General features: G+C 46.9%; 24 protein-coding genes and 1 pseudogene. 17 read left to right on the top strand and 8 right to left on the bottom strand.

Annotated features, from left to right (window positions below):
- Nucleotides 1-400: IS200/IS605 family transposase (tnpA, locus tag BM122_RS16155; protein ID WP_074906636.1), on the bottom strand; the 400-nt coding region annotated here is incomplete at its 3' end.
- Between the two features lie 576 nt (nucleotides 401-976).
- Here tnpA and BM122_RS16160 point away from each other — a divergent pair.
- The 3 genes from BM122_RS16160 (at nucleotide 977) to BM122_RS23480 (ending at nucleotide 5,181) form a co-directional block, all read left to right on the top strand.
- The gene (locus BM122_RS16160; RefSeq protein WP_074906637.1) at nucleotides 977-2,698 is read left to right on the top strand and encodes a di-heme-cytochrome C peroxidase; all 1,722 of its coding nucleotides are present in this window, start codon (nucleotides 977-979) and stop codon (nucleotides 2,696-2,698) included.
- A 1,039-nt stretch (nucleotides 2,699-3,737) separates the two neighbouring features.
- The gene (locus BM122_RS16165) at nucleotides 3,738-4,952 is read left to right on the top strand and encodes an RtcB family protein (RefSeq protein WP_074906638.1); all 1,215 of its coding nucleotides are present in this window, start codon (nucleotides 3,738-3,740) and stop codon (nucleotides 4,950-4,952) included.
- An 82-nt stretch (nucleotides 4,953-5,034) separates the two neighbouring features.
- Nucleotides 5,035-5,181 (top strand): hypothetical protein, encoded by a 147-nt coding sequence (locus tag BM122_RS23480; protein ID WP_177198172.1) that lies wholly within the window; start codon nucleotides 5,035-5,037, stop codon nucleotides 5,179-5,181.
- A gap of 276 nt (nucleotides 5,182-5,457) precedes the next feature.
- Here BM122_RS23480 and BM122_RS23485 read toward each other — a convergent pair whose 3' ends face one another.
- The 5 genes from BM122_RS23485 to BM122_RS23490 form a co-directional block, all read right to left on the bottom strand.
- Nucleotides 5,458-5,619, bottom strand: coding sequence for a hypothetical protein (locus tag BM122_RS23485; protein ID WP_177198173.1), 162 nt, complete (start codon nucleotides 5,617-5,619; stop codon nucleotides 5,458-5,460).
- Between the two features lie 192 nt (nucleotides 5,620-5,811).
- Nucleotides 5,812-6,006: a DUF2795 domain-containing protein gene (locus tag BM122_RS16175; protein ID WP_074906640.1), complete on the bottom strand. Its 195-nt coding sequence runs from the start codon at nucleotides 6,004-6,006 to the stop codon at nucleotides 5,812-5,814.
- Between the two features lie 520 nt (nucleotides 6,007-6,526).
- Nucleotides 6,527-7,861, bottom strand: coding sequence for an erythromycin esterase family protein (locus BM122_RS16180; protein WP_256212134.1), 1,335 nt, complete (start codon nucleotides 7,859-7,861; stop codon nucleotides 6,527-6,529).
- A gap of 523 nt (nucleotides 7,862-8,384) precedes the next feature.
- On the bottom strand, nucleotides 8,385-9,122 hold the full coding sequence (locus BM122_RS16185; protein WP_074906642.1) for a UPF0149 family protein: 738 nt from the start codon (nucleotides 9,120-9,122) through the stop codon (nucleotides 8,385-8,387).
- 159 nt (nucleotides 9,123-9,281) lie between these two features.
- A complete protein-coding gene (locus tag BM122_RS23490; RefSeq protein WP_177198174.1) occupies nucleotides 9,282-9,446 on the bottom strand; it encodes a hypothetical protein in 165 nt (54 codons plus the stop codon).
- A 64-nt stretch (nucleotides 9,447-9,510) separates the two neighbouring features.
- Here BM122_RS23490 and BM122_RS16190 point away from each other — a divergent pair, with 64 nt between their 5' ends.
- Genes BM122_RS16190 through BM122_RS26215 form a run of 3 tightly spaced genes read left to right on the top strand, consistent with a single transcriptional unit; the run spans nucleotide 9,511 to nucleotide 10,998 of the window.
- Nucleotides 9,511-9,723, top strand: coding sequence for a hypothetical protein (locus BM122_RS16190; protein WP_074906643.1), 213 nt, complete (start codon nucleotides 9,511-9,513; stop codon nucleotides 9,721-9,723).
- On the top strand, nucleotides 9,713-10,279 hold the full coding sequence (locus BM122_RS16195; RefSeq protein WP_083398542.1) for a gluconokinase: 567 nt from the start codon (nucleotides 9,713-9,715) through the stop codon (nucleotides 10,277-10,279). Before BM122_RS16190 ends, BM122_RS16195 begins: the two co-directional genes overlap by 11 nt.
- Nucleotides 10,276-10,998, top strand: a complete 723-nt coding sequence (locus BM122_RS26215; protein WP_074906644.1) for an SMP-30/gluconolactonase/LRE family protein — start codon at nucleotides 10,276-10,278, stop codon at nucleotides 10,996-10,998. Before BM122_RS16195 ends, BM122_RS26215 begins: the two co-directional genes overlap by 4 nt.
- An 89-nt stretch (nucleotides 10,999-11,087) precedes the next feature.
- Here the strand turns inward: BM122_RS26215 and BM122_RS24340 are convergent.
- Nucleotides 11,088-12,110, bottom strand: a pseudogene (locus BM122_RS24340) (AAA family ATPase); the annotation flags it as partial.
- Nucleotides 12,111-12,233: 123 nt separating this feature from the next.
- On the opposite strand from BM122_RS24340, the gene BM122_RS16210 reads away from it, so the two are divergent.
- From BM122_RS16210 to BM122_RS16255, 10 genes are all read left to right on the top strand, one after another.
- Nucleotides 12,234-12,764 carry a very short patch repair endonuclease gene (locus tag BM122_RS16210; protein ID WP_074906646.1) on the top strand — a complete coding sequence of 177 codons (531 nt, stop codon included), beginning with the start codon at nucleotides 12,234-12,236 and terminating at the stop codon, nucleotides 12,762-12,764.
- A 250-nt stretch (nucleotides 12,765-13,014) separates the two neighbouring features.
- Nucleotides 13,015-13,530 carry an N-acetylmuramoyl-L-alanine amidase gene (locus tag BM122_RS16215; protein ID WP_074906647.1) on the top strand — a complete coding sequence of 172 codons (516 nt, stop codon included), beginning with the start codon at nucleotides 13,015-13,017 and terminating at the stop codon, nucleotides 13,528-13,530.
- On the top strand, nucleotides 13,520-13,990 hold the full coding sequence (locus BM122_RS16220; RefSeq protein ID WP_074906648.1) for a lysozyme: 471 nt from the start codon (nucleotides 13,520-13,522) through the stop codon (nucleotides 13,988-13,990). Before BM122_RS16215 ends, BM122_RS16220 begins: the two co-directional genes overlap by 11 nt.
- Entirely contained in the window at nucleotides 13,987-14,523 is a 537-nt protein-coding gene (locus BM122_RS16225) for a hypothetical protein (RefSeq protein ID WP_074906649.1), read from the top strand. Before BM122_RS16220 ends, BM122_RS16225 begins: the two co-directional genes overlap by 4 nt.
- Complete coding sequence (locus BM122_RS16230; RefSeq protein ID WP_074906650.1) at nucleotides 14,524-14,736, top strand: TraR/DksA C4-type zinc finger protein; 213 nt, start codon at nucleotides 14,524-14,526, stop codon at nucleotides 14,734-14,736.
- Nucleotide 14,737: 1 nt separating this feature from the next.
- Nucleotides 14,738-14,956, top strand: coding sequence for a hypothetical protein (locus tag BM122_RS16235; RefSeq protein ID WP_046848986.1), 219 nt, complete (start codon nucleotides 14,738-14,740; stop codon nucleotides 14,954-14,956).
- Between the two features lie 8 nt (nucleotides 14,957-14,964).
- Nucleotides 14,965-15,465 carry a DUF1804 family protein gene (locus BM122_RS16240; RefSeq protein WP_074906651.1) on the top strand — a complete coding sequence of 167 codons (501 nt, stop codon included), beginning with the start codon at nucleotides 14,965-14,967 and terminating at the stop codon, nucleotides 15,463-15,465.
- The gene (gene terL, locus BM122_RS16245; protein ID WP_074906652.1) at nucleotides 15,458-17,065 is read left to right on the top strand and encodes a phage terminase large subunit; all 1,608 of its coding nucleotides are present in this window, start codon (nucleotides 15,458-15,460) and stop codon (nucleotides 17,063-17,065) included. Before BM122_RS16240 ends, terL begins: the two co-directional genes overlap by 8 nt.
- The gene (locus BM122_RS16250; RefSeq protein WP_074906653.1) at nucleotides 17,059-18,621 is read left to right on the top strand and encodes a DUF935 domain-containing protein; all 1,563 of its coding nucleotides are present in this window, start codon (nucleotides 17,059-17,061) and stop codon (nucleotides 18,619-18,621) included. Before terL ends, BM122_RS16250 begins: the two co-directional genes overlap by 7 nt.
- Nucleotides 18,622-18,634: 13 nt before the next feature.
- Nucleotides 18,635-19,447 carry a phage head morphogenesis protein gene (locus BM122_RS16255; protein ID WP_074906654.1) on the top strand — a complete coding sequence of 271 codons (813 nt, stop codon included), beginning with the start codon at nucleotides 18,635-18,637 and terminating at the stop codon, nucleotides 19,445-19,447.
- A gap of 256 nt (nucleotides 19,448-19,703) precedes the next feature.
- On the opposite strand, the gene BM122_RS16260 is transcribed toward BM122_RS16255, so the two are convergent.
- Entirely contained in the window at nucleotides 19,704-20,435 is a 732-nt protein-coding gene (locus tag BM122_RS16260) for a toll/interleukin-1 receptor domain-containing protein (RefSeq protein WP_074906655.1), read from the bottom strand.
- Between the two features lie 34 nt (nucleotides 20,436-20,469).
- On the opposite strand from BM122_RS16260, the gene BM122_RS16265 reads away from it, so the two are divergent.
- The coding region (locus BM122_RS16265) for an IS630 transposase-related protein (protein WP_074906656.1) at nucleotides 20,470-20,738 on the top strand (269 nt) is incomplete at its 3' end.

Genomic DNA, 20,738 nt, shown 5'->3' on the forward strand with positions numbered 1-20,738 from the left:
TGAGCTGATCATAGTGCTCATCCTCTTTCTCTTGGTGCTGGATATATTCTCTGACCATCTCTTCATCTAATCCTACCGTGGATACAAAATAACCATCTGTGAAATTCCTTGATTTGCCCGTAAATCTCCGCGCAATCGATATTGCACTTTTCCCCTTGATATATCCTACTACGTAGAATACCGAATACTTCGGGGGAATACTGATGCACATGTGTACATGGTCAGGCATCAGGTGTCCTTCTACTATCTGACAGTTTTTCTGCGCAGCTAATTCGTGAAATACTTTTCCCAAGTGTTTTCGTATCATTCCGAATATCACTTTCTTCCTTCTTTTCGGAATAAATACGATATGGTACTTACAGTCCCATGTCGTATGGACCAAACTCTGATAATCTCTCATTTGATTCTCCTAGCTCTTGATCAAGCTAAAAGAATCACGGTGACCGTATCACACGGTCAAACCTTTAATAGTCCCCCGGCATAGCCGGGGGATTACCTTATTTATTTACGGCGGTTTCCACCGAGCTTTTTCTGAGCATCGGCCGAAACCCAATGGCGGTGAGCACGGGTGGAGGAAACCGGCAGAAGTGATCCAAAATGGCCCGGAGTGAGGCCCGAGGGTATCGGATGTCCCCAGCAAATCCCAATGATCAAATAGTGAGAAAAAAGTCGCTCTTCTCTTTTTATCATACCCCTTTGGCATATTCTATGCTATTAGCACGTCCATCCCAAGTTTTACACTGCCAGCACATGTATTTACATAAGATGGTATTGGGACAAAATGAATCCTTGGAATCAACTCGAACCTACTTATAAATTCTTATCCTTCCGTATACAGGATAGCTAGCGGGGCAGACCTAAAAAGGATTCATCCCCTGCCAATTTCTTCATGTCTGTGAGTAAAGCACCTGCAAAATCAAAGACTATCAAGGATGCCGTGAACTATATTCTGATTCACTTTTTAAGGAGAGAGTAAATGTTGAAAATCGGGTTTGTATCCCGAATTGGCAGTATGGCCTTAGTATTTGCCTTACTGCTACCTGCGATTTCATTCGCTGCAGAACCGGTAATCGTCGATCAAGGCACCGAGTGGACAACTTCTGCCAGGAACGATTTCTATAGCCGAGATCAGGGATCTCAGCTCATGCCACTTCAATGGATAGTCGCCTTAAAGCAACCAAATGGCAAACCATTCATGGATGAAAGTCTAAGTCGCTATGGCTATTTACTCAATGAAGCAAGTCGACCTGCCGGGTTGCCGGTTGGATTTACTATTACCAGTGGGGGAAACGGGCAGGAAATTGGCATGAGCTGCTCCGCTTGCCATACGCGTCAAATCGAGGTTGCCGGTACTTCGTATCGGATCGATGGTGGTCCTGGTATTGTTGATTTCCAAAGCTTCCTCGCTGATCTCGATGTTGCGGTGAATACGGTCTTGACGAATCAACAAGCACTCACCGATTTTGCTCATGCCGTACTCGGCCCGTCATCAACTTCGGCAGACAAGGAAAAACTACGAGAGGAGGTAAAAGCCTGGTATCTACCTTACCATACATTGATAGAACGCGCGCTCCCCACGCAGCCTTGGGGCCCTGCAAGACTCGATGCCGTATCGATGATCTTCAACCGGCTCGCTGGGTTAGACATCGGCCCCGCCCCTACCTACATGATCCCGGAAAATATCCAGCCAGCTAATGCACCGGTACGCTATCCGTTTCTCTGGAATGCTGCGATTCAGGACAAAACGCAATGGCCTGGCTTTGCTAGTAATGGCAACAGCATACTCGCGCTTTCTCGAAATTTAGGTGAAGTTTACGGGGTATTTGGTGTTTTTCATCCTAGAAAGGATGCGGGACATCTACTCGGTATTGACTACCTAGCCACTAACTCGGCTAATTTCTCTGGATTACTCGCATTGGAAGACTTGATTAAAAAAATCGGTCCTCCTAAATGGCCATGGCAGGTCGATCAAACCCTTGCCAGCAAAGGCAAAGCAATTTATGAACGCAAGACTGAAGCAGGTGGTTGCGCTGATTGTCATGGTATTGCACCCGGTGAAACCAGGTTTTTCGAGCAAAAAACCTGGAAAACTCCGATCCAGGACGTTGGTACGGATTCAAAGGAATATGAAATTCTTAGCCGTACTGTGAAGACAGGGGTGCTTGAAGGTGCAAAAATCCCACTTCTAGCTTCGCCACTCAAGCCAGTTGATACCGCTTTCAATGTGCTGGGAACAGCTGTCCTCGGTACCATTCTCCAACATTATGTTCCCATCCTAATGAAGGTCGAGGATAAGGTACAAGCAGAAATTCTGAAGTCACCGTTTCCACCAGAAACTGACTCTCTCCGAGATGCATTCATTGCACCGGCAGCTCCTGAAAAACCAGCCTACGCGTATGAATCCCGAGTTCTTCAAGGAATCTGGGCAGCTGCGCCTTACCTTCACAACGGATCTGTACCAACATTGGCGGAGCTGTTGAAACCAGCAGCCGAACGAGTCAGTTCGTTCAAAGTTGGCCCAGCTTATGATATCGTCAATATCGGAATTGCTGCTGAGCAAACCAAGTTTGATTATACCTTGCAGACTACGGATTGCAGTGACCGAAATTCCGGAAACAGCCGCTGCGGTCACGAATTCGGCACTACGCTTTCCCCAGACGAGAAAAAAGCTTTGCTTGAGTATCTCAAAACGCTCTAATTAGAAACGTTACATCTGCGGCACAGCTCGCTCCTGGTAATATCTATTTCCCTGGAGCGAGTCCTACCTCCTTAATATCATGAACGTGCAATCTGCGAGGGTCAAAATCCAGCAACAGGTGACTACAACGATTTCTGCTAAGAAAGCCGTCAAATTCAAGCCAGGCAAAGAACTTTGTCAGATTCTACTGCAGCTGTAAAGCCTGCACGAGCCTCTAAATCAGGCAAATCTAAACCAGCTGGGAAGAAGAAATAAATCAAGTTAAATGAGCTTTGCTAACCGAGGGATACGATATTAAATGAAGAATCCAAAGTAGTTTTTTACCTGGCACCGAACCGGTGTGCACAAACCGAACCTGAGCCGCCCATATGGCGTGCCTCCGCCGCCCTCATGCATAAGAACGGTTTGCGGCAGAATCCACCGAGCTTTTTCTGAACATCGCACCGCAACCCAATGGCGGCGAGTACTGATGGGGAAGCCGGCCGAAGCGGCCCCAAATTCCCCAGAGTGAGACCCGAGGGAATCGAATGGGGGTAGCCATCCCCGCCACGAAACGACCACACACAGCGGGCAACTACTATGCATGCGCAAGTGGCCAGCCTGCGCCGCATTTTAATGAATATATTATGCGTCAATGAGTTACAAATTTGAGGTAGACCCAATTTAGGCTTATTTGGTCATATTTTTGCATAGCGTGGTCAGCATTTTGGTCAACATTAAATAGTATAAGATTACCGAAATTCTATGTACTAGACTGATGACTTCGAATGAGTTATTGCGCTTGAGTCTGATTGTGTTATCCGTGAAGGCGACCCATTTGAAGCGCATATTACTATCGAGACGGGAGATAGACAAATAACAAAAGATGAGTTTAAAACTGCTGTTATTAGAGAGCTATCAGCTTATTGGGGAATTGCAAGATAAGATAAAACTGTTAAATGGTAGTTAACCCGAGGAAAAACCGAAATATCATCCTATTGCTGGGAATTATTTTTACTGAAAGTTGGTCAACATCCTAAATTTAAACTGGTGAAAAAGAATGACCATAAAGAAAGTATTAAGGAATGGAATTCCTGTAAAAATCTGGACTGATGAAGTTGATCAATCAGCACTAGACCAACTATCCGATCTATCAAAACTTCCATTCATCCATAAGCATGTTGCTGTAATGCCTGACGTTCATGCTGGCATTGGATCAACTATTGGATCAGTTATTCCCACCAAAGGCGCAATCATTCCGGCTGCTGTAGGTGTGGATATTGGCTGCGGCATGTCTGCGGTTAAAACATCGTTGAAAGCCTCATTGCTGCCTGATAATCTTCATGAATTGCGTTCAGAGATTGAGAAAAGAATACCTCATGGAAGAACCAACAACGGAGGAAGGGGTGACAGAGGAGCGTGGGGTAATCCAATTGAGTGTGTTCCGCATTATTGGAATACGTTTCTTTCTGATGGATATGAAGAAATCATTACTAGACACCCTGAAGCCAAAGGATATAACACTATTAACCACTTGGGTACCCTTGGCACCGGGAATCATTTTATTGAGATATGCATAGATGAATCAGATGACGTTTGGGCAATGATTCACTCGGGATCAAGAGGAGCCGGTAATAGAATAGGCTCATATTTTATCGAAAAAGCCAAGGAAGAAATGGAGCGATACTTCATCTTGGATAATCTGCCCAACAAAGATTTAGCCTACTTGGTTGAGCATACCAAAATATACGATGATTATGTTAATGCTGTGTCATGGGCACAGAGGTTTGCTGAACTTAACAGGCGGATCATGATGGATATTATGTTGCAGTGTATGAGTAAATTCTTCCCACCATTCACCACTACCGATAAAGCTATAAATTGCCATCACAATTATGTTGCAAGAGAAAATCACTTCGGGGCAGATGTGCTTGTTACACGTAAGGGCGCAATCAGAGCGAGAAAAGGTGATTTAGGCATTATTCCTGGCAGTATGGGTGCGAAATCTTACATCGTTGAAGGCTTAGGAAATGAAGAATCCTTTTTCTCGTGTTCTCATGGTGCAGGAAGAAGGCTGGGAAGGAATGAGGCAAAGAGAACTTACACTGTTGCTGATCTGGTGGAACAGACTAAAGGCATTGAATGTCCTAAAGATGAAGCAAGAATTGATGAGATTCCAGCTGCCTATAAAGATATTGATCAAGTCATGGAAAATCAATGGGATTTGGTGAAGATCAAGCATACCTTGAAGCAGGTATTAAATGTTAAGGGGTGATAACTAATGCCCACCTGGAAAAAATTCACCGGAAGTAGAGAGAGCAGATTGAGGAATTTAAAATTGCGGCAATAGCATTACCGTGCCACTGCCTAATGCCACCAGCAGCCACACGCGCTTGCTGGTACGGGCGGGGCACTATTTGGTTTCAAGCGTATCTACCGGCAAGGCTATGCCTATAAAAACAGGTGTGATGCTGACTGGCATTAACTCTGCAAACATGCATTAGGACTCATTATTCCTCCCTCATGGCGCAGAAAACAGATCAGCAAGATTGATATTAGTTATGCATAGCAGTTCCAACTTGATCTGATGGCTTCAAAAATTAATATCTATTCAATCTAAGATTGATTGACTAAATCCGATCCAATCCAGCCGTCGAGATAATTAAAATCGTACAAAATTCATTTTTAATGAAGATAAGGATTTTGCTGTGTATTGCCAGCCAATTAAGTATCAGAAAACATGGTTCGCTGTCTCCGGCTTTAACACGAGCCATTATGTATTAGGTGCGTTTCCATTCTTCACGAGACTGTGGATGCTGCACAGTTTCTGGTGTGAAAAGTTCGGGATGGGGGACAACAACTGCCGCGAAAGCATAGCCTTGAAGCCCGATTTCAAATAGCGCAGTATAACTACTTGCTTCAGATTCATGATTTCGTTTCACTGCCCTTAAGATTCCATGGCTTTTAGCATTTGCCATGTTCTTGAGGCGCGTATTCCATCAACCTCTCTGGTTTTTCCGTCCATGAGTCATACGCCTCTGTATGCAAGCGTACTACTTATGCGCCATACGGCTGCATGCAGGGGTCTTACTACTGTATCTCACCAACGATTATGAGTTTGATTAATTAAACAGTCATTCAATTTGACCAATAGCTTTGCTAACATCAGCTGCGGTTTTGTAGTCTTTCTCTGGTAATTGTTGGAGTATCTGCACTATATCATCATCTGCACCTTGGTCTTTGGCGTGATCTATAATTTCGTCTTTATCTGCCGGATAATCCATGCCTGATAAATACTTTTGCACTTGAATGGGATTTGCTTTTGCCATAACTCCTCCTTATCAGTCAATAAAATTCAAATTATCCTTCTTATAATCAACAAGAATTATTTTTAGGAATGCCACCTTAGCTAAGAGTTCCTTACGATAAAACATACATTGACATACTAACAAATAAATACTTAGCAAGAAATTCAATAGATTTATCAGCTTGATCCTAACTTAAGCTCAAGGGTCGCGCTGCCGTCCGGTGCGAGAGACAGGAGAGCAAAGCCAGAATGCTGTCCCGAGTCCAACCACGGACTCACTTTATCATGACTTACTCTTATTGCTGAACACTAAACGGTTGTTATGGTTCTTAGAAACTATCTTGAAAAAAATTATGCGCATTTAGCCACAATCAGCCTTACCCATCCCTCGTCAGTAAATCAGCTAGGTATATAGAATTCATGAAATGGTTGAGGACACCACTTCAACTATATAACAAATCATCAAATTATTTTGAGAAGGCTTCTAAATTTCCTGTTCAGCATTTTTAAAATTGTTGAATGTATAAAGAGTTTCAATTTTCTTACAATCCGTAGGGATAAGTTTCATCCAATTCGCCTGGTCGTTCGTGCGGAAAGGTGGGCAAGGCTTCAAGTGCATGCGTTTCATCGATATGAATCATGAAATCGAATTGCCTGGGCAGTTCGGCATGAAAGTAATGACTCCAGCGTTCTGTCTCCGGGTGGTAAATCACCCCGATAGCACGTTGCAACCGTTCTTTTTTTAAGGCCTTTACTATTTCAGGCTTGTGCAGATCGAGAACGAATTCTCTGGTTTTTAGACTTGTGAATAACTCCTCATAACTGCCGGGCAAGGGTTCACGCACTGTTTTTGTTTCCAGCGGTCCATCCCAGTCTGAAGCTGCCGTAACAGTTCCGCGCGCTGTTGAAAAACCGATATTCAGGCACTCATCACCATATTTTTCTTTGGCTAATTGGCCGATATTAACTTCACCACGTCGAGCTATTTCCGTAGCTGCCGCATTGCCAAGATGCGAATTATGCGCCCAGACGACGATGCGCATGTCACGCTTGGCTTTCAGGCCCAGATAATTCTCTAGCTTTTCCAGGGTCATAAACATATGCCAGTCCCGCAGATTCCAGGTATTAGGATGACCGCGATACATGGCGCGGTAATATTCTTCGGCCTTACGCACGATTTCAGCGTTCTGCTGAGCCGAGAAATAATCATCGCCTGCGAACATGCCGTCGTGTTCCAGATAAAGCTGCGCTTTCTGTTGCATCTCCATAAGCTGCTGAACGGCTTCTTCTTCGCAGTGGTCGAGAACGCCTGAAGCCGTCGCCAGACCATAGGATTGCGGATCATTGTTGAATTGACCAAAACAGGCGTAACGCTCACGCGCGGCTTTTCCAGCGACTGGATCGACTTGATCGAGATAGGTGATAACGGCTTCGATCGAAGCATTCAGGCTGTAAAGATCCATACCGTAGAAGCTGCACGGAGAATCAAATTTCTTTGATTTATTGAAGCCGCGCAGCCATTCGATAAAATCCAAGACCTCCGTATTGCGCCACATCCAGGACGGAAAACGTTCGAAATTCGACAACGCTTCCTGGCCCTCCTTGTCATCGGAACGATTGCAGACATAACGATGAACTCGGTACGCGTCCGGCCAATCAGCTTCGACTGCAACAGCGTCGCACAACCCCTGTTCGATCAGTTTTTTGGTAATCTCTGCGCGGATGCGATAAAATTCCGTCGTGCCATGTGTGGCTTCGCCAATCAGGATAAATTTTTTGTACTGCGCGGTAGTCAGGATAGTCTTATAAAATAAGTCCAGCGTCCCATATACAGCTTCAACTTCTAGCCGTTGAATCGTTTTATGATCGAAATTCATTAAACCCATATCCTTCGTCCAAGTAACACGGGGAGTTATAAATACATCCCGCTAAAATTAACTTTCCAATATAGAGATTTTTACTTCTCCCCTCAAGTAAAAATGATTCAGTCTTTGCTTGCTGAGAAAAACGCCTCTGGAGTATCACTATTAATACGGACCGATGGTCCGTCTGGTGAGATTGAGAACTCAAGCATAGTCGCGTTGGGCTTAGACAGAATGAACTCCACGCTATCGCCCTTCCAGGGGACGCCGGGAGCGCACGGGATGACTTAACCCCCATGCCGGGCCCCGCAACCGCCCCGCAGCGGCCCACTATGCGCGCCTGAGGAGCCAGTTTGCGCCTACTCTCCCCCGAAAAACCACCGAAGCGGACCGGGGCAACCGGCACCCGCGTGACACCCCGCTACGGGCAGCCCCTACCCCGTCTGGCGTTGCATCGCTTACTCGGCCTTGGCCGGCGCGCTAAGAGATGATGAAAGAGTATCTACACGCAGTTACTGAAGAAATGCTGCAATTTGTCTTAATGCAATGTCATCGCTATTCCACAGCACTTCTTGTATTTCTTCCCACTGCCGCAAAGGCATGGATCGTTACGCCCGATTTTTGGGTGTTCTCGCTGAAATGTGGTGGCAACCGAACGTTCAAAAGTAGCCCGCCGATAGGGCAGCCAATAACGATAAATCCAGGCTACGCTGGCGGGTATTTGCTTAGCAAGTTCTTCACGCTGGATTGGTGTTTTAATTAGCAATTCTTCTTCCGGTGTGACATCGACAGCAGTATGCAAACGGATAGGACGTAAAGCTACCGACCCATTCGGATCATCCAATATTGGCTGCCACTGTTCACGGCATAACTCTACGCCACGCATGTAGCCATAGGCCCACATCTCAGCATCGATATATTCTTGCGCCTCATAAATCCTGGCGCCGAATATTGGTTCATAAGCATCCGGATCATCATGAAGGCTCCAGATGATGCTATTCATATGCCTAATAATCAATTCGTGGATACGCTGGGCCTGGACTTTGGTTTTGAATGTAGGGTTATCTTGTTCTGATGGCCCCCATATACCGGGTAGCCATTCACTAAGTTTTAATGTGATTGGTCCGGATACTATAGCAGTCAGATAACCATCTAACGCATCCAGCATCAGGGTTTCATCTGACGTGGCATCAGACATCAAAAAGTCATCGAGTTCATCCATTTCCTCTTGAGACAAAGGTAAGAATTGCTTGGAATTTTTGGAATCTTTGGACATTCTGCATAATCAATAAAATATTGTACTTATTCTAGCCGTTAATTCATCCAGAATCACAAACAATTGAAGAGGATTATGCTTGGCGTTCGCGAAAATGCCGATGCTCTGGGTAAGCAAAATGGAAATATCTATTGAGAACGCAATCTGAATACAACCGGGTTATACGACCGATAATCCCGGTTGGTGCAGATGAAAGCTAAAGCGTAGTCGTGTTGAGCTAAAGCGGGATGAACGCCGCGCCATCGCCCGTCCAGGGGCCGCGGCGGTGCGAGTCGACCGATATCCACCTCGCGCCGCATCGACTCCATGATTTTGCCAGCACACTGCTAGAATAAGAATTCCTAAAAATTTATGACTTAATTTATGTTAATTCCTGGATAAATCGATTATGGCAAAAGAAAAGTTATCTTGCTCTCGTGAGCTTGCATCTAAAGTAATTCTTGCAGTTTTACAAATTGTAAAAATTCAATCTTGGCGGGATGTAATGGACGCCGGCAAGCTATCCTGGATCAAGCAAGTTTCGGTTAATGAATATTGCTTCGATCTACCTCGTTGGGGCTATCTCCTGCTAGCAATCCCCGTTATGGACCATGGCTGCTGAGCCAGCAGCCCGAGATCATCGGGCAGAATCAGTGCCGGGGAGCGAAGGACAGGTAGTGATCATTTGTGGCGTCTCGGGATCAGGAAAAACGACGGTAGGTAAGGCACTCGCCCAACGGTTGCATTGGGATTTCCTTGAGGGAGATGACTTTCACCCTGCAGAGAATATAGCGAAGATGCAACGGGGGGAACCCCTGCAAGATGCCGATCGTAAGCCTTGGCTATATCGTCTGCGAGCCGAACTCAGCGCGCACCTTGCCCGAGGAAACCGCGTCATTCTGGCCTGCTCTGCCTTAAAGGCAAGTTATCGGAATATACTTTGCATCAATCCCGGGCGCGTGCATTTTGTGTTTCTCACCGGGCATCGGCTTCTCCTGTCTCAGCGACTGTTGCAGCGATCAGATCACTTTATGCCAGTCGATTTGCTGCAAAGCCAGCTTGATGCATTAGAACTGCCCGATAATGAATTCGTCCTCGATATTGACCAGCCCGTGGCCAAGATTGTAGACTCAATCATCCATCGATTCGGCTTTATGAAGGAACCTAGCCGCTCATGAATTCAGACACCGAAATACTTTTAGCGGGATTGGCTTTTCCTGAATCACCGCGTTGGCGAGAAAATCGCCTCTGGTTCACTGACCAGCATGCACGACGAGTGCTTACGGTGACCCTAGATGGGCAAATGGAATGTCAGTTGGAAACCGAAGATTTACCTGGAGGACTTGGCTGGCTGCCTGATGGCACGTTGTTGCTGGTTGCCATGACCGAACGCAAGGTTTATCGCCTGACTGAACAGGGACTGATACTGCATGCTGATCTTTCCAGCTTGGCGCCATTTCACTGTAACGACATGGTGGTGGCGGCTAATGGCCGAGCTTATGTAGGTAATTTTGGCTATGATCTGCATGGTGGTGAATCACCCGTTGCAACCTGTCTGGTGCTGGTCGAGCCAGATGGTCATTGCAGTATCACCGCAAGTGGCTTGATCTTTCCGAATGGCAGCGTAATTACCTCGGACGGCAGTACGCTCATTGTGGCGGAGACATTTGCCTCTCGTTTGACTACCTTCACGATAGGTGAAGATGGCTCGCTACATACACCACGATTGTGGGCTGATTTGAATAACTTGCCAGTCAGCGCTTTTGATGAAGGCTCATCACCAGCCAGTTCACGGTCATTCAGGAAAAAAGGGCCAAGGTGCCTGTCTTCAGGAATCCCCAGATCTGACAGAATTTTATTTATAGTTAGTGCGAAATCCTTCCAACTGACAGTATAAGAAGTCCCGGACTGATGAAGGTTAAATGAACCATTAGCACATACATCGAAGTTGAGAGGAATATATCTGAATTCCCATCTTCTCTTGAATGCCGTATCCATTGGCATCACAGCCTGATCGCTACTGTTCATAGTCGCAAGAATGGACAGGTTTGAAGGTATCTTAATCTGAAAACTTCCCATTTTCGCACCGAGTTCTCTTTCCATATATTTAACCAGTTCAGGATCCGAGGGAGTAATCCCATACCTGCTTTCTCCGGTATCGGTTCTGTCGAGCAGTTGAAAAATCTCTCCGAAAACTGCAGCAGCCGGCGCTCTGTTAATTTCTTCAATTACCAGCCAGAAATGCTTACCATTGTTTTGTATTGCTTCCAGAAGTGCATTTGTAAAAGGACCTGGTCTGAAGGCATATGAGAGTCCTTCCTCTTCAACGACAGGTTTGAGGCACCCGATAAAATCTGTGTATTGTGTGTCAGCGTGAAAAACGATCCTGAATGATCTTTCATGATTGATTTCCCGGTCTATCGCAAAGCTTTTGCCTGTACCGGGCGCACCGTAATAGATTCTGTTAACTGCATGAGTTACAGATGGCGTAGAATCAGACTTTTTGGACTTGATCTGCTCCTCATCTGGAATCTGCGATGACAGACACTCAATTGTATGGTCAAGATATTCTTTTTTAAGGCTCGCTACCTTATCCTGATATTCATCTCTCGGCAGATTGTTTGTGACATGAATCACTTTGCCGATCACGCTGAACAATGGCAAAGTCTGAACTGTTGATAGCGCATTAGTTGCTTCATCAGTGATATATTCTGAGAAAGCATCACGCCATGGGGTCTCAACATAGCTTTGGATTTTTTCAAACACGGCTAGATTGTTTCTTATATCGATAAGAGTCTGACGCAAAGCCCGCAATGTTATAACAAAGTATTTTTTATCTCCTCTTCTTCCTGTGTTGGAGAACTCAATGACTGGTGTGTCATAGATATGTCTGAAATGCATATCGCTTTGTAAGGCAGCACATTTCTGAGCTAATTGATCAAATTTATCCTGATTTACAGACTCTTTTTGTTCCCCTGATGACATATAAGTGTTGTCCCCTGACGGCATGTAGTTATGTTATTGTATTATTTTGTACCATTATTTACACATGCAGGAGATTGTACAAGAGCAAATAAATTAATTTACTTATTGACAAACCGCGTAATAAGTAAGTGCTATCATGAAATTCAAATGGCTGATGTTCACAGTAAAGAGCAAAGAAGCCGCAATATGGCGGCAATCAAGGGCAAAAATACAAAATCTGAAATCTGGTTGCGTAAGCGTCTGCACGCCTGTGGTTTCCGTTACCGGCTGAATTTGAAAGAATTGCCCGGTAAACCGGATATCGTTCTTCCCAAATATAAAGCAGCTATTTTTGTTCATGGTTGCTTCTGGCACATGCATCATTGTCATCAGTTCCGTCTGCCAGCTACCCGTACTGAATGGTGGGAAAAAAAACTGACTCTGAATCAAGGACGTGATCTGAATGCTCAGGCTAAACTTAGGAACTCGGGATGGAGAGTACTGATTATCTGGGAATGTGCGATTAAAGGCCGCAACAGATTACCTGAGGAAGACCTGATTTCTGAAATTTCATCTTGGATCAGAAATGATTCCGCTTATGATGAATTTCCTAAAGCGGAGAGTTGCCTAACTAGCACAGCATCAGAAGCACCTTTTCCTAATCACCGTGAAAAACTTACTGACAATAAGGAAAGCTAATATTAGAAAGCTGCAATTTCTGTAAACTTGTCCTACTTCTTAATGTAAAAGATTATATATTTGGTAAAGAGCATAATTTTGCGTCCTTACAGAATATTTAAGTTCTGTCAGGAATTTATAGAATGCATCATTTATCAGCCATTTGGTAACCTCTAAAACCCGCATAACCTCCTAACTTAATCCACCTAAAACCCACAGGAGGACTTACTTCCTCCTTATTTGTCCTCTCTCATGCTGTCATCATGGCGGCATGACAAGACAAATCAAAAGCATCATCATCCACTGTTCGAATACGCTAAATGGCGATCATGTCTCCGTTGAGGAGATTGACGCCTGGCACCGCAAGCGTGGTTTTTATCGCTCAACTGATTTCAGGCAGAGGCAAAACCCTAACCTGACTTCTATCGGCTATCACTTCGTGATCTACCCCAATGGCGCAGTCGCAACCGGCCGCCATTTTGATGAGGTGGGTGAACATGCTCATGACTATAACACCAAGAGTATTGGTATCTGCCTGATCGGCACAGACAAATTTACTCACGAACAATGGAAGAGCTTGGAGAAGTGTGTTTGTGGGCTGACGACGGATATCGTGCTATTGCAAGGTGGGAAGGAGAGTGAAACTCCTAGAGTGCTGGGGCATCGTGATCTGCCGGAGATGCATAAGAAATGTCCAGGATTTTTAGTGGTCGATTGGCTGAAAAACGAGATGCGCCCGTTACCTAGTCATATCCTGGATGAATCAGAGATTGAAGATGCAAAATAAGCGCAATGCTCTGATTAGCCTCTCCGCTGCCGCGCTGGTAGCGATTGCTTGGTCTGAGGGTTACCGTGAGCATGCCTATGATGATGGCGTGGGCGTGCAGACCATTGGTTTTGGTACCACTCTTGATGTCGAGTCGGGGGATCAAACAGACCCGGTGCGCGCACTGGGGATGTTATACCGTGATGCGAACGAGATCACCAAACAAATTAGCCGTTGCATTGGGGATGTGCCCGTTTTTCAACATGAAGGTGATGCTTTTGTCAGCCTTGCATACAACATTGGTGCTACCGCTTTCTGTAAATCCACTCTGGTAAAAAAATTAAAGCAGACCCCACCCGACTATACGGGAGCATGCACCGAAATTTTGCGCTGGCGGAAAGCAGGTGGGCGAGTATTAAAAGGCTTACTTAAACGCAGACAAGAAGAATATGAATTGTGCATGCATGATAATAACAAATGAACACGTTATTTTCACCTTACTTTTGGTTAGCGATTTTGCTTGGCGCATCCACCCTGCTCGGCATCGGCTACTACCAAGGCCATCGCGATGGCAAGAATGCCTGCCTGGCCAGGCAGGCATTTGCCATCGAAGAAGCCGTCAAAAAAGCGCAAGAACAAGCCATCGAGCAGGCCAACGCTGAGCTTAAAACTACTCAGGAATTTGAAACTGCACGTGAAACCGTGCGCACCGTTTACGTGAAAATCAAGGAAAAAGCTGATGAGAACATTGATCAAAATAGCGGTTATGGTGATTGTAGTCTGGATGATTACGGCCTGCACCTCTACAACTCACGTCCCTTTGCAAGTGTCCCCAACCCGCCAACCTCCAGCCTCGCTGACCTCCCTTTGCTCGGATCTACCGATTGCTGCGGACGGACGGCTGGCGACCCTATTGCGCAACAGTCTGGAGCGCTCCGCGCTGTATTACGAGTGCCAGGCGAAACACAAAGCATTAGTGGAATGGGCCACCCCTCCACCGGAAAGGGAGAATAAGTGAAAGAGGACGATTTAGCGCAAGCAATCGAGCTGGCAGAGTATGAGTACACGCAAAAGCGCGCGATCCGGCCTGAAACGCAAGCGCCTGGGTTTAGCCACTGCGAGGATTGTGGCGAGGAAATCCCGCAAACCAGGCGAGAAATCAAGGGTATAACCCGCTGCCTCGATTGTCAGCAAGAACACGAATTAACCATAAAAAGAGGTTTATGAAATGACTGACGAACACACGCTGTTGCTTGGAGAAATCAAGGGTAAGCTTGATCTCATGATCGAGAGGCAGGATGAAAGCAATGCCCGGCTGGATAAATTAGATACCCGTCTGCGCAAGGTCGAGACGAAATCAGCCATCAACGGTGCAGTCAGTGGCGGCTTGGTATCAGTGGGCATCGCGCTGATGATCGAGAAAGGCAAATCCCTGATCGGCCTGTAAAGTGCGGCATGGCATATTCTACAAAAACAATAACCGAAGCCCGTGCGGTCTATATCTATGAAGCGTTAAATCTGGAAGGTGTGTCCCGCAAATGTAACATCCCATTAAGCACCATCCGGCGCTGGAAAGATGTGGCCCGCGAAAATGGTGACGACTGGGACCGGGCGCGCGCAGCTGCCCGCCTTTCTGGGGAAGGCGCTGAAGCGGTCACCGCCGCTGTGATGGAAGATTTTGTGTTGTTATTTCAGAGCACACTGGAAGACGTCAAAAATAGCAAAGATATCAAACCGCTGGATAAAGCGGAGGTGCTGTCACGTATTTCAGATGCCTATGCTAAAACCATGAACGCGGTCACCAAGGGTAATCCAAAACTGGACAAACTGAGCTTTGCCGCCGATATCCTGCGCGACCTGGTGCAGTTCATCCAGACCCATTACCCGCAGCATGCGACTGCCATGGAAGAAGTGCTGCTGCCATTTGGCGAGAGCATTGGAAAGCGCTATGGCTAAAACCACCCAGAAAGCCTTCCTGCAGGAGCTGATACAGCTAGCCGCAGAATTCCGCCGCCAGATCGAGGCGAATGTTGATGGCTTCGCTCCAGATAGCGCAGCCAGAAAAGAAAGGCTCACGCGTGCAGAGCATGATCTCGAATTCTTCACGCGCACTTATTTTCCGCACTATATCAAGCATCCCAATGCAGCACTGCATGACTTCCTGTATCAGCGATTGAAAGAGATCGTCGATAACGGCGCGGGCGATCATGACGCCATTGCCGCGCCACGTGGCAATGCCAAATCAACGCTGGTGACGCAGATCTTCGTCATTTGGTGCATAGTCACGCAGCGCAAACATTATCCAGTCATCATCATGGATGCACTAGATCAGGCGCTGCCTATGCTGGAGGCGATCAAAGCCGAGTTGCAATTCAACCCGCGTCTGATGATGGATTACCCGCAGGCTACCGGCCAAGGGCGCGTATGGCAAGTCGGTACTATCGTAACCAGTAACGATGCCAAAGTACAGGTATTCGGCTCAGGCAAACGCATGCGCGGTCTGCGTCATGGCCCACACCGCCCGGATCTGGTAATCGGTGATGATCTGGAAAATGATGAAAATGTCAGGAGCCCAGAACAGCGCGACAAATTAGAATTATGGCTGAAGAAAACCGTGCTATCACTCGGCCCGGCGGATGACAGCATGGACGTGGTCATCATCGGCACTATTCTGCACTATGACTCGGTGCTGGCGCGCCTGATCAAGAACCCGCTATGGAACGCACGCAAATTCAGGGCGGTAATCGAATGGCCGCATAGAATGGATCTGTGGGACAAGTGGGAAGAGCTATTGCTTAACCAGGGTGAAGCGGAGGCATTAGCGTTTTACCAGGAGCGCAAAACAGAAATGGAAGCAGGCTCAATCGTTTCCTGGCCTGCCGCCCAGCCACTTTACAAGCTGATGGTCAAACGTGCGCGTGATGGCCGCCCGGCATTCGATTCTGAACAACAAAATGATCCCGTATCCGGTGATGATGCGCCTTTTGCCAACTGCATCCAGTTCTGGATCAACCGGCTGATGGAGTGGCGCTTCTTTGGCGCATGCGACCCCAGCCTAGGCAAACATGGCGCAAGCCGTGACCCTTCCGCCCTGCTGGTAGGTGGTTTCAACCGTCACACCGGCATTCTGGATGTAGTGGAAGCATTAATCAAGAAACGCCTGCCAGATCGCATCATTGAGGACATCATAAAATTGCAGGCTGAGTATCGCTGCGTGCTGTGGGTGGTGGAGGTGATCCAGTTCCAGGAATTCCTGCGTACCGAGCTGGTTAAGCGCTCTGCTGCCCGTGGCGTGCCGGTACCAGCCACCGCCATCACTCCCAGCACAGACAAATTACTCAGAATAGAAACGCTGCAACCGCATATGGCCAATGGGCTTATCCGCCTGCATCCCTCTCAAGCCACGCTGATCGATCAGCTCAGGCATTTTCCCAAAGCAGATCATGACGATGGCCCGGATGCACTGCATATGCTGTGGATGGCAGCCACCACCCGTTCCGGCGGTATGGCATACCAAAGTGCGGTTAAATCAGAAAATGAAGGAGGCGCATGGTAAAACTAGTCGATATGTATGGCAACCCAATCGACACGGGCAAGCTGAAAGAGTCGCAAACCGCCAAGGTTGGTCATTTGCATGGTGAATTTGCCAACCACCCCAGCCGGGGGCTCACCCCTGCCAAACTCGCACGTATTCTGGAAAGCGCCGAACAAGGTGACATCCGCGCACAGCATGATCTGTTCCTGGACATGGAAGAAAAGGACGGTCATATCTATGCCGAGATGAGCAAGCGCAAGCGTGCATTGTTGACCGGCACCTGGGATATCGCACCGCCACGCAACCCCTCCGCCAAAGAAAAGAAAGCAGCCGCTGCAATTAAGGAAATACTGTTAGATTCTCCCAATCTGGAAGATGTGATGCTTGATTGCCTGGACGCGATCGGCCACGGTTTTGCCTGCCTGGAAATAGAATGGCAGCGACTGGGAAACAACTGGTTGCCCAAGGAGATTGATCATCGCCCGCAAAGCTGGTTCATGACTGATCGTCTTACACGCACAGAGATACGTTTGCGCGACCTCTCGCTGGAGGGTGCGCAGCTGCAGCCGTTCGGCTGGATCACGCATGTGCACAAAGCCAAATCGGGTTATCTGTCGCGAGCAGGACTGCACCGGGTGCTCGCCTGGCCGTTCCTGTTCAAAAACTACTCGGTACGTGACTTGGCTGAATTCCTGGAAATCTATGGTCTGCCGTTACGCCTGGGCACCTATCCGAGCGGCAGCGGTGAGGATGAGAAAGCTACCTTGCTTCGTGCCGTGATGCAGATCGGGCACGATGCAGCGGGCATCATCCCGGAAGGCATGTCGATCGATTTTAAAGAAGCGGCCAAAGGCAACCACGATCCCTATCAAGCGATGATGGACTGGTGCGAGCGCACCCAGAGTAAAACTATCCTGGGGGGCACGCTCACCAGCCAGGCCGACGGCAAATCCAGCACCAATGCACTCGGCAATGTACATAACGAAGTGCGCCACGATCTGATGGTTTCGGATGCCCTGCAACTGGCTGGTACGCTCACGCGTGATCTGATATACCCATTGCTCGTATTAAACATCGGCGGTATTGAGGATATACGCCGCTGCCCTCAATTTATATTTGATCTACGCGAGCCGGAGGATCTGAGCCTGTATGCGGAGGCACTGCCCAAGCTGGTCGATGTCGGCTTGCCGGTACCCGTTTCCTGGGTGCAGGATAAGCTGCGCATTCCTGCCCCAGAGGAAGGCGAAGCAGTGTTGATAAGTGCACAACCAGCCGGACCAGAGCCAGCACCCACCGCAACAACCCGACTGGCCACAACCACCGCTAACCTGAACGACCAGGACGAATTCGATCTTTTTGCCGATGAACTGGCCTCCCACTGGGAACGCGTTACCGATCCATTGATTGCACCCATCATCGCCTTGGCTGCCAGCGTGGAAAATTTTGAGGATTTCCAGAGAGGTTTAGCCGGGCTGATCGAATCGATGGATACCACAAAATTGACTGAGACACTCGCGCAAGGGCAATTTGCTGCTGCTATCTTTGGGCGCGTGCGTAATCAGAAACAAAGTGGTTAACCCACATTGAACCATGCCAGCATTTGAATTTAAGCTGCTACCCCCAGCAGATGCGATTGAATTTTTCCGTCAAAAGGGATATGCAATCGGCTTCAGCTGGGAGGATATTTGGCAATCCGAGCATCAGGCAGCGTTCACGGTGGCAAAGGCGATGCAATTAGATATCCTACGCAATATCCGCGAGGCAGTAGATGAGGCACTGGTTGAAGGCACCACCTTTGAAACCTTTCGCAAGTCGCTTGAACTATTGCTCATGCAAAAGGGCTGGTGGGGACGAGCTGACATGCAAGACCCACTCACTGGTGAAATCAAAAATGTGCAGCTGGGCAGCACACGTCGCCTCAAAGTGATATATGACACCAACCTGCGTACTGCCCACAGCGAGGGGCAATGGCAGCGAATCCAGCGCAACAAGGAAACCTTCCCCTATCTGAAATACGACGCCAACAACTCTGAGCATCCACGCCTAGAGCACTCCGCCTGGGATGGCCTGGTACTGCCGGTCGATCACCCATTCTGGAAAGCGCACTATCCTATTAGAGCATATCGTTGCAAATGCGGTGTGACGCAACTGGATAAGGACACGCTGGATGAACTAGGGTTAAAGCCTTCTGAGCCGCCGAAAGAGGAAACCTACACTTATATCAACAAGCGCTCAGGCGAAGTGCAAAGTATACCGAAGGGTGTTGATCCCAGTTTTAACTATCCACCAGGAGGCCGTTTGGTAAATCTGAAAAAGATGCTGTCAGACAAGATTGATCGCCTACCGGATGATTTAAAAAATGCGGCCTCAGAAAATGAGCAAATCAAAAAAACGGGGATTTAAGCGATTTTTCTAACTACAGGCTACTAGGCCCTTACTTAAAAATTTCACCCGCGTTAACTATGCGTTAAATCACGTCTAATTGCTATTCATGTTTAGAAGTTTAAACTTGATTTGGCAATGGATGTCACCAATATATGATTCATCAATAGAAATAGACCAAAAGTAGGTAGTGAGATAGCGTAAAAATATTTTAACGGAGATAACGTTCTAGGTAAGTTGTGCCGCTTTTTGGCGTCAAGTCAACTTGGCCAACTTGTTAGCTGCTTGGCCTTAATTTCATTAAAGCAGCTTTTGATGCATTTATTATCATTGGAACTCTCATATTCTCTGTTTTGACATAAATGTTTCGCGTATTTCTTATAGCGTGTTCACCAAGCCGATAGCCTCTTCCTGGCCAAGCCACTAATCCAGGGCGGCTTACAACAACGATTGGTTGGCAACCGTTTTTGCATGTGTAAATCGTGTCATCTTCATCAAGGGATAAAGATGCTTCTGAAAGTAATTGCATCGTTCCACAGGCAGGGCATTCAGTTGTCATGTCTTTGTCTGTGATCGGGCGACCTCTATTTACCCCAATAGCTTGTTTTTGAAAAACATCTTCTACCTTAACAATCTCATAAGTGATTCCGTTATCACGATTATATTGATATATTTTTTTGACTATGAGATCAATAACTTTTTCAAGATGAACTTTCCGATAGTCAATATAACCAGTAGTATCTAATATTCCATCAATTTTAGTATCATCGAGCCTTAGTGGAAGAATATATTCTCTATTTTCGGTAAATGCTCTAGCTTGTGCTGCTTTTCGTTCATGGCTTGTCCATTGTTTTTTAGCGTAACTTTCTGATAACAGCATTAAGCAATATTTAGATTCATCTCGATATATTTTTGTTAAATGAGCATATAAATCTTTCCCCCAAAGATTTGCCTGCTCATACTCGTCATAGAAGACATTCGCTCCTTTTGTAACAAGCGAAGAAGCTATAGCACAACCAGATAATTTTGATTATAATTTAGAGATGGCCTATTCACTGGATTTCCGCCGTAAAGTCCTGTCTGTCAGAGAGAAAAAAGGACTTACGATAGCCGAGGTTGCGGCCCGGTTTGATGTTGGCGTGGCGAGCGTGACGCGTTGGGTTAAGAACATCCATCGCAAACCTCAAGGGTTTCGCCAACGCAAGATTGATCTTGATGTGTTGCGGCAGGATATTCGCGATTATCCTGATGCTTATCAGTACGAGCGGGCAAAACGTTTGAGTGTGGCGCAAAACGCTATTTTTCTGGCGCT

Source organism: Nitrosomonas communis, assembly GCF_900114745.1.
In the GTDB taxonomy this organism is placed as follows: domain Bacteria; phylum Pseudomonadota; class Gammaproteobacteria; order Burkholderiales; family Nitrosomonadaceae; genus Nitrosomonas; species Nitrosomonas communis_A.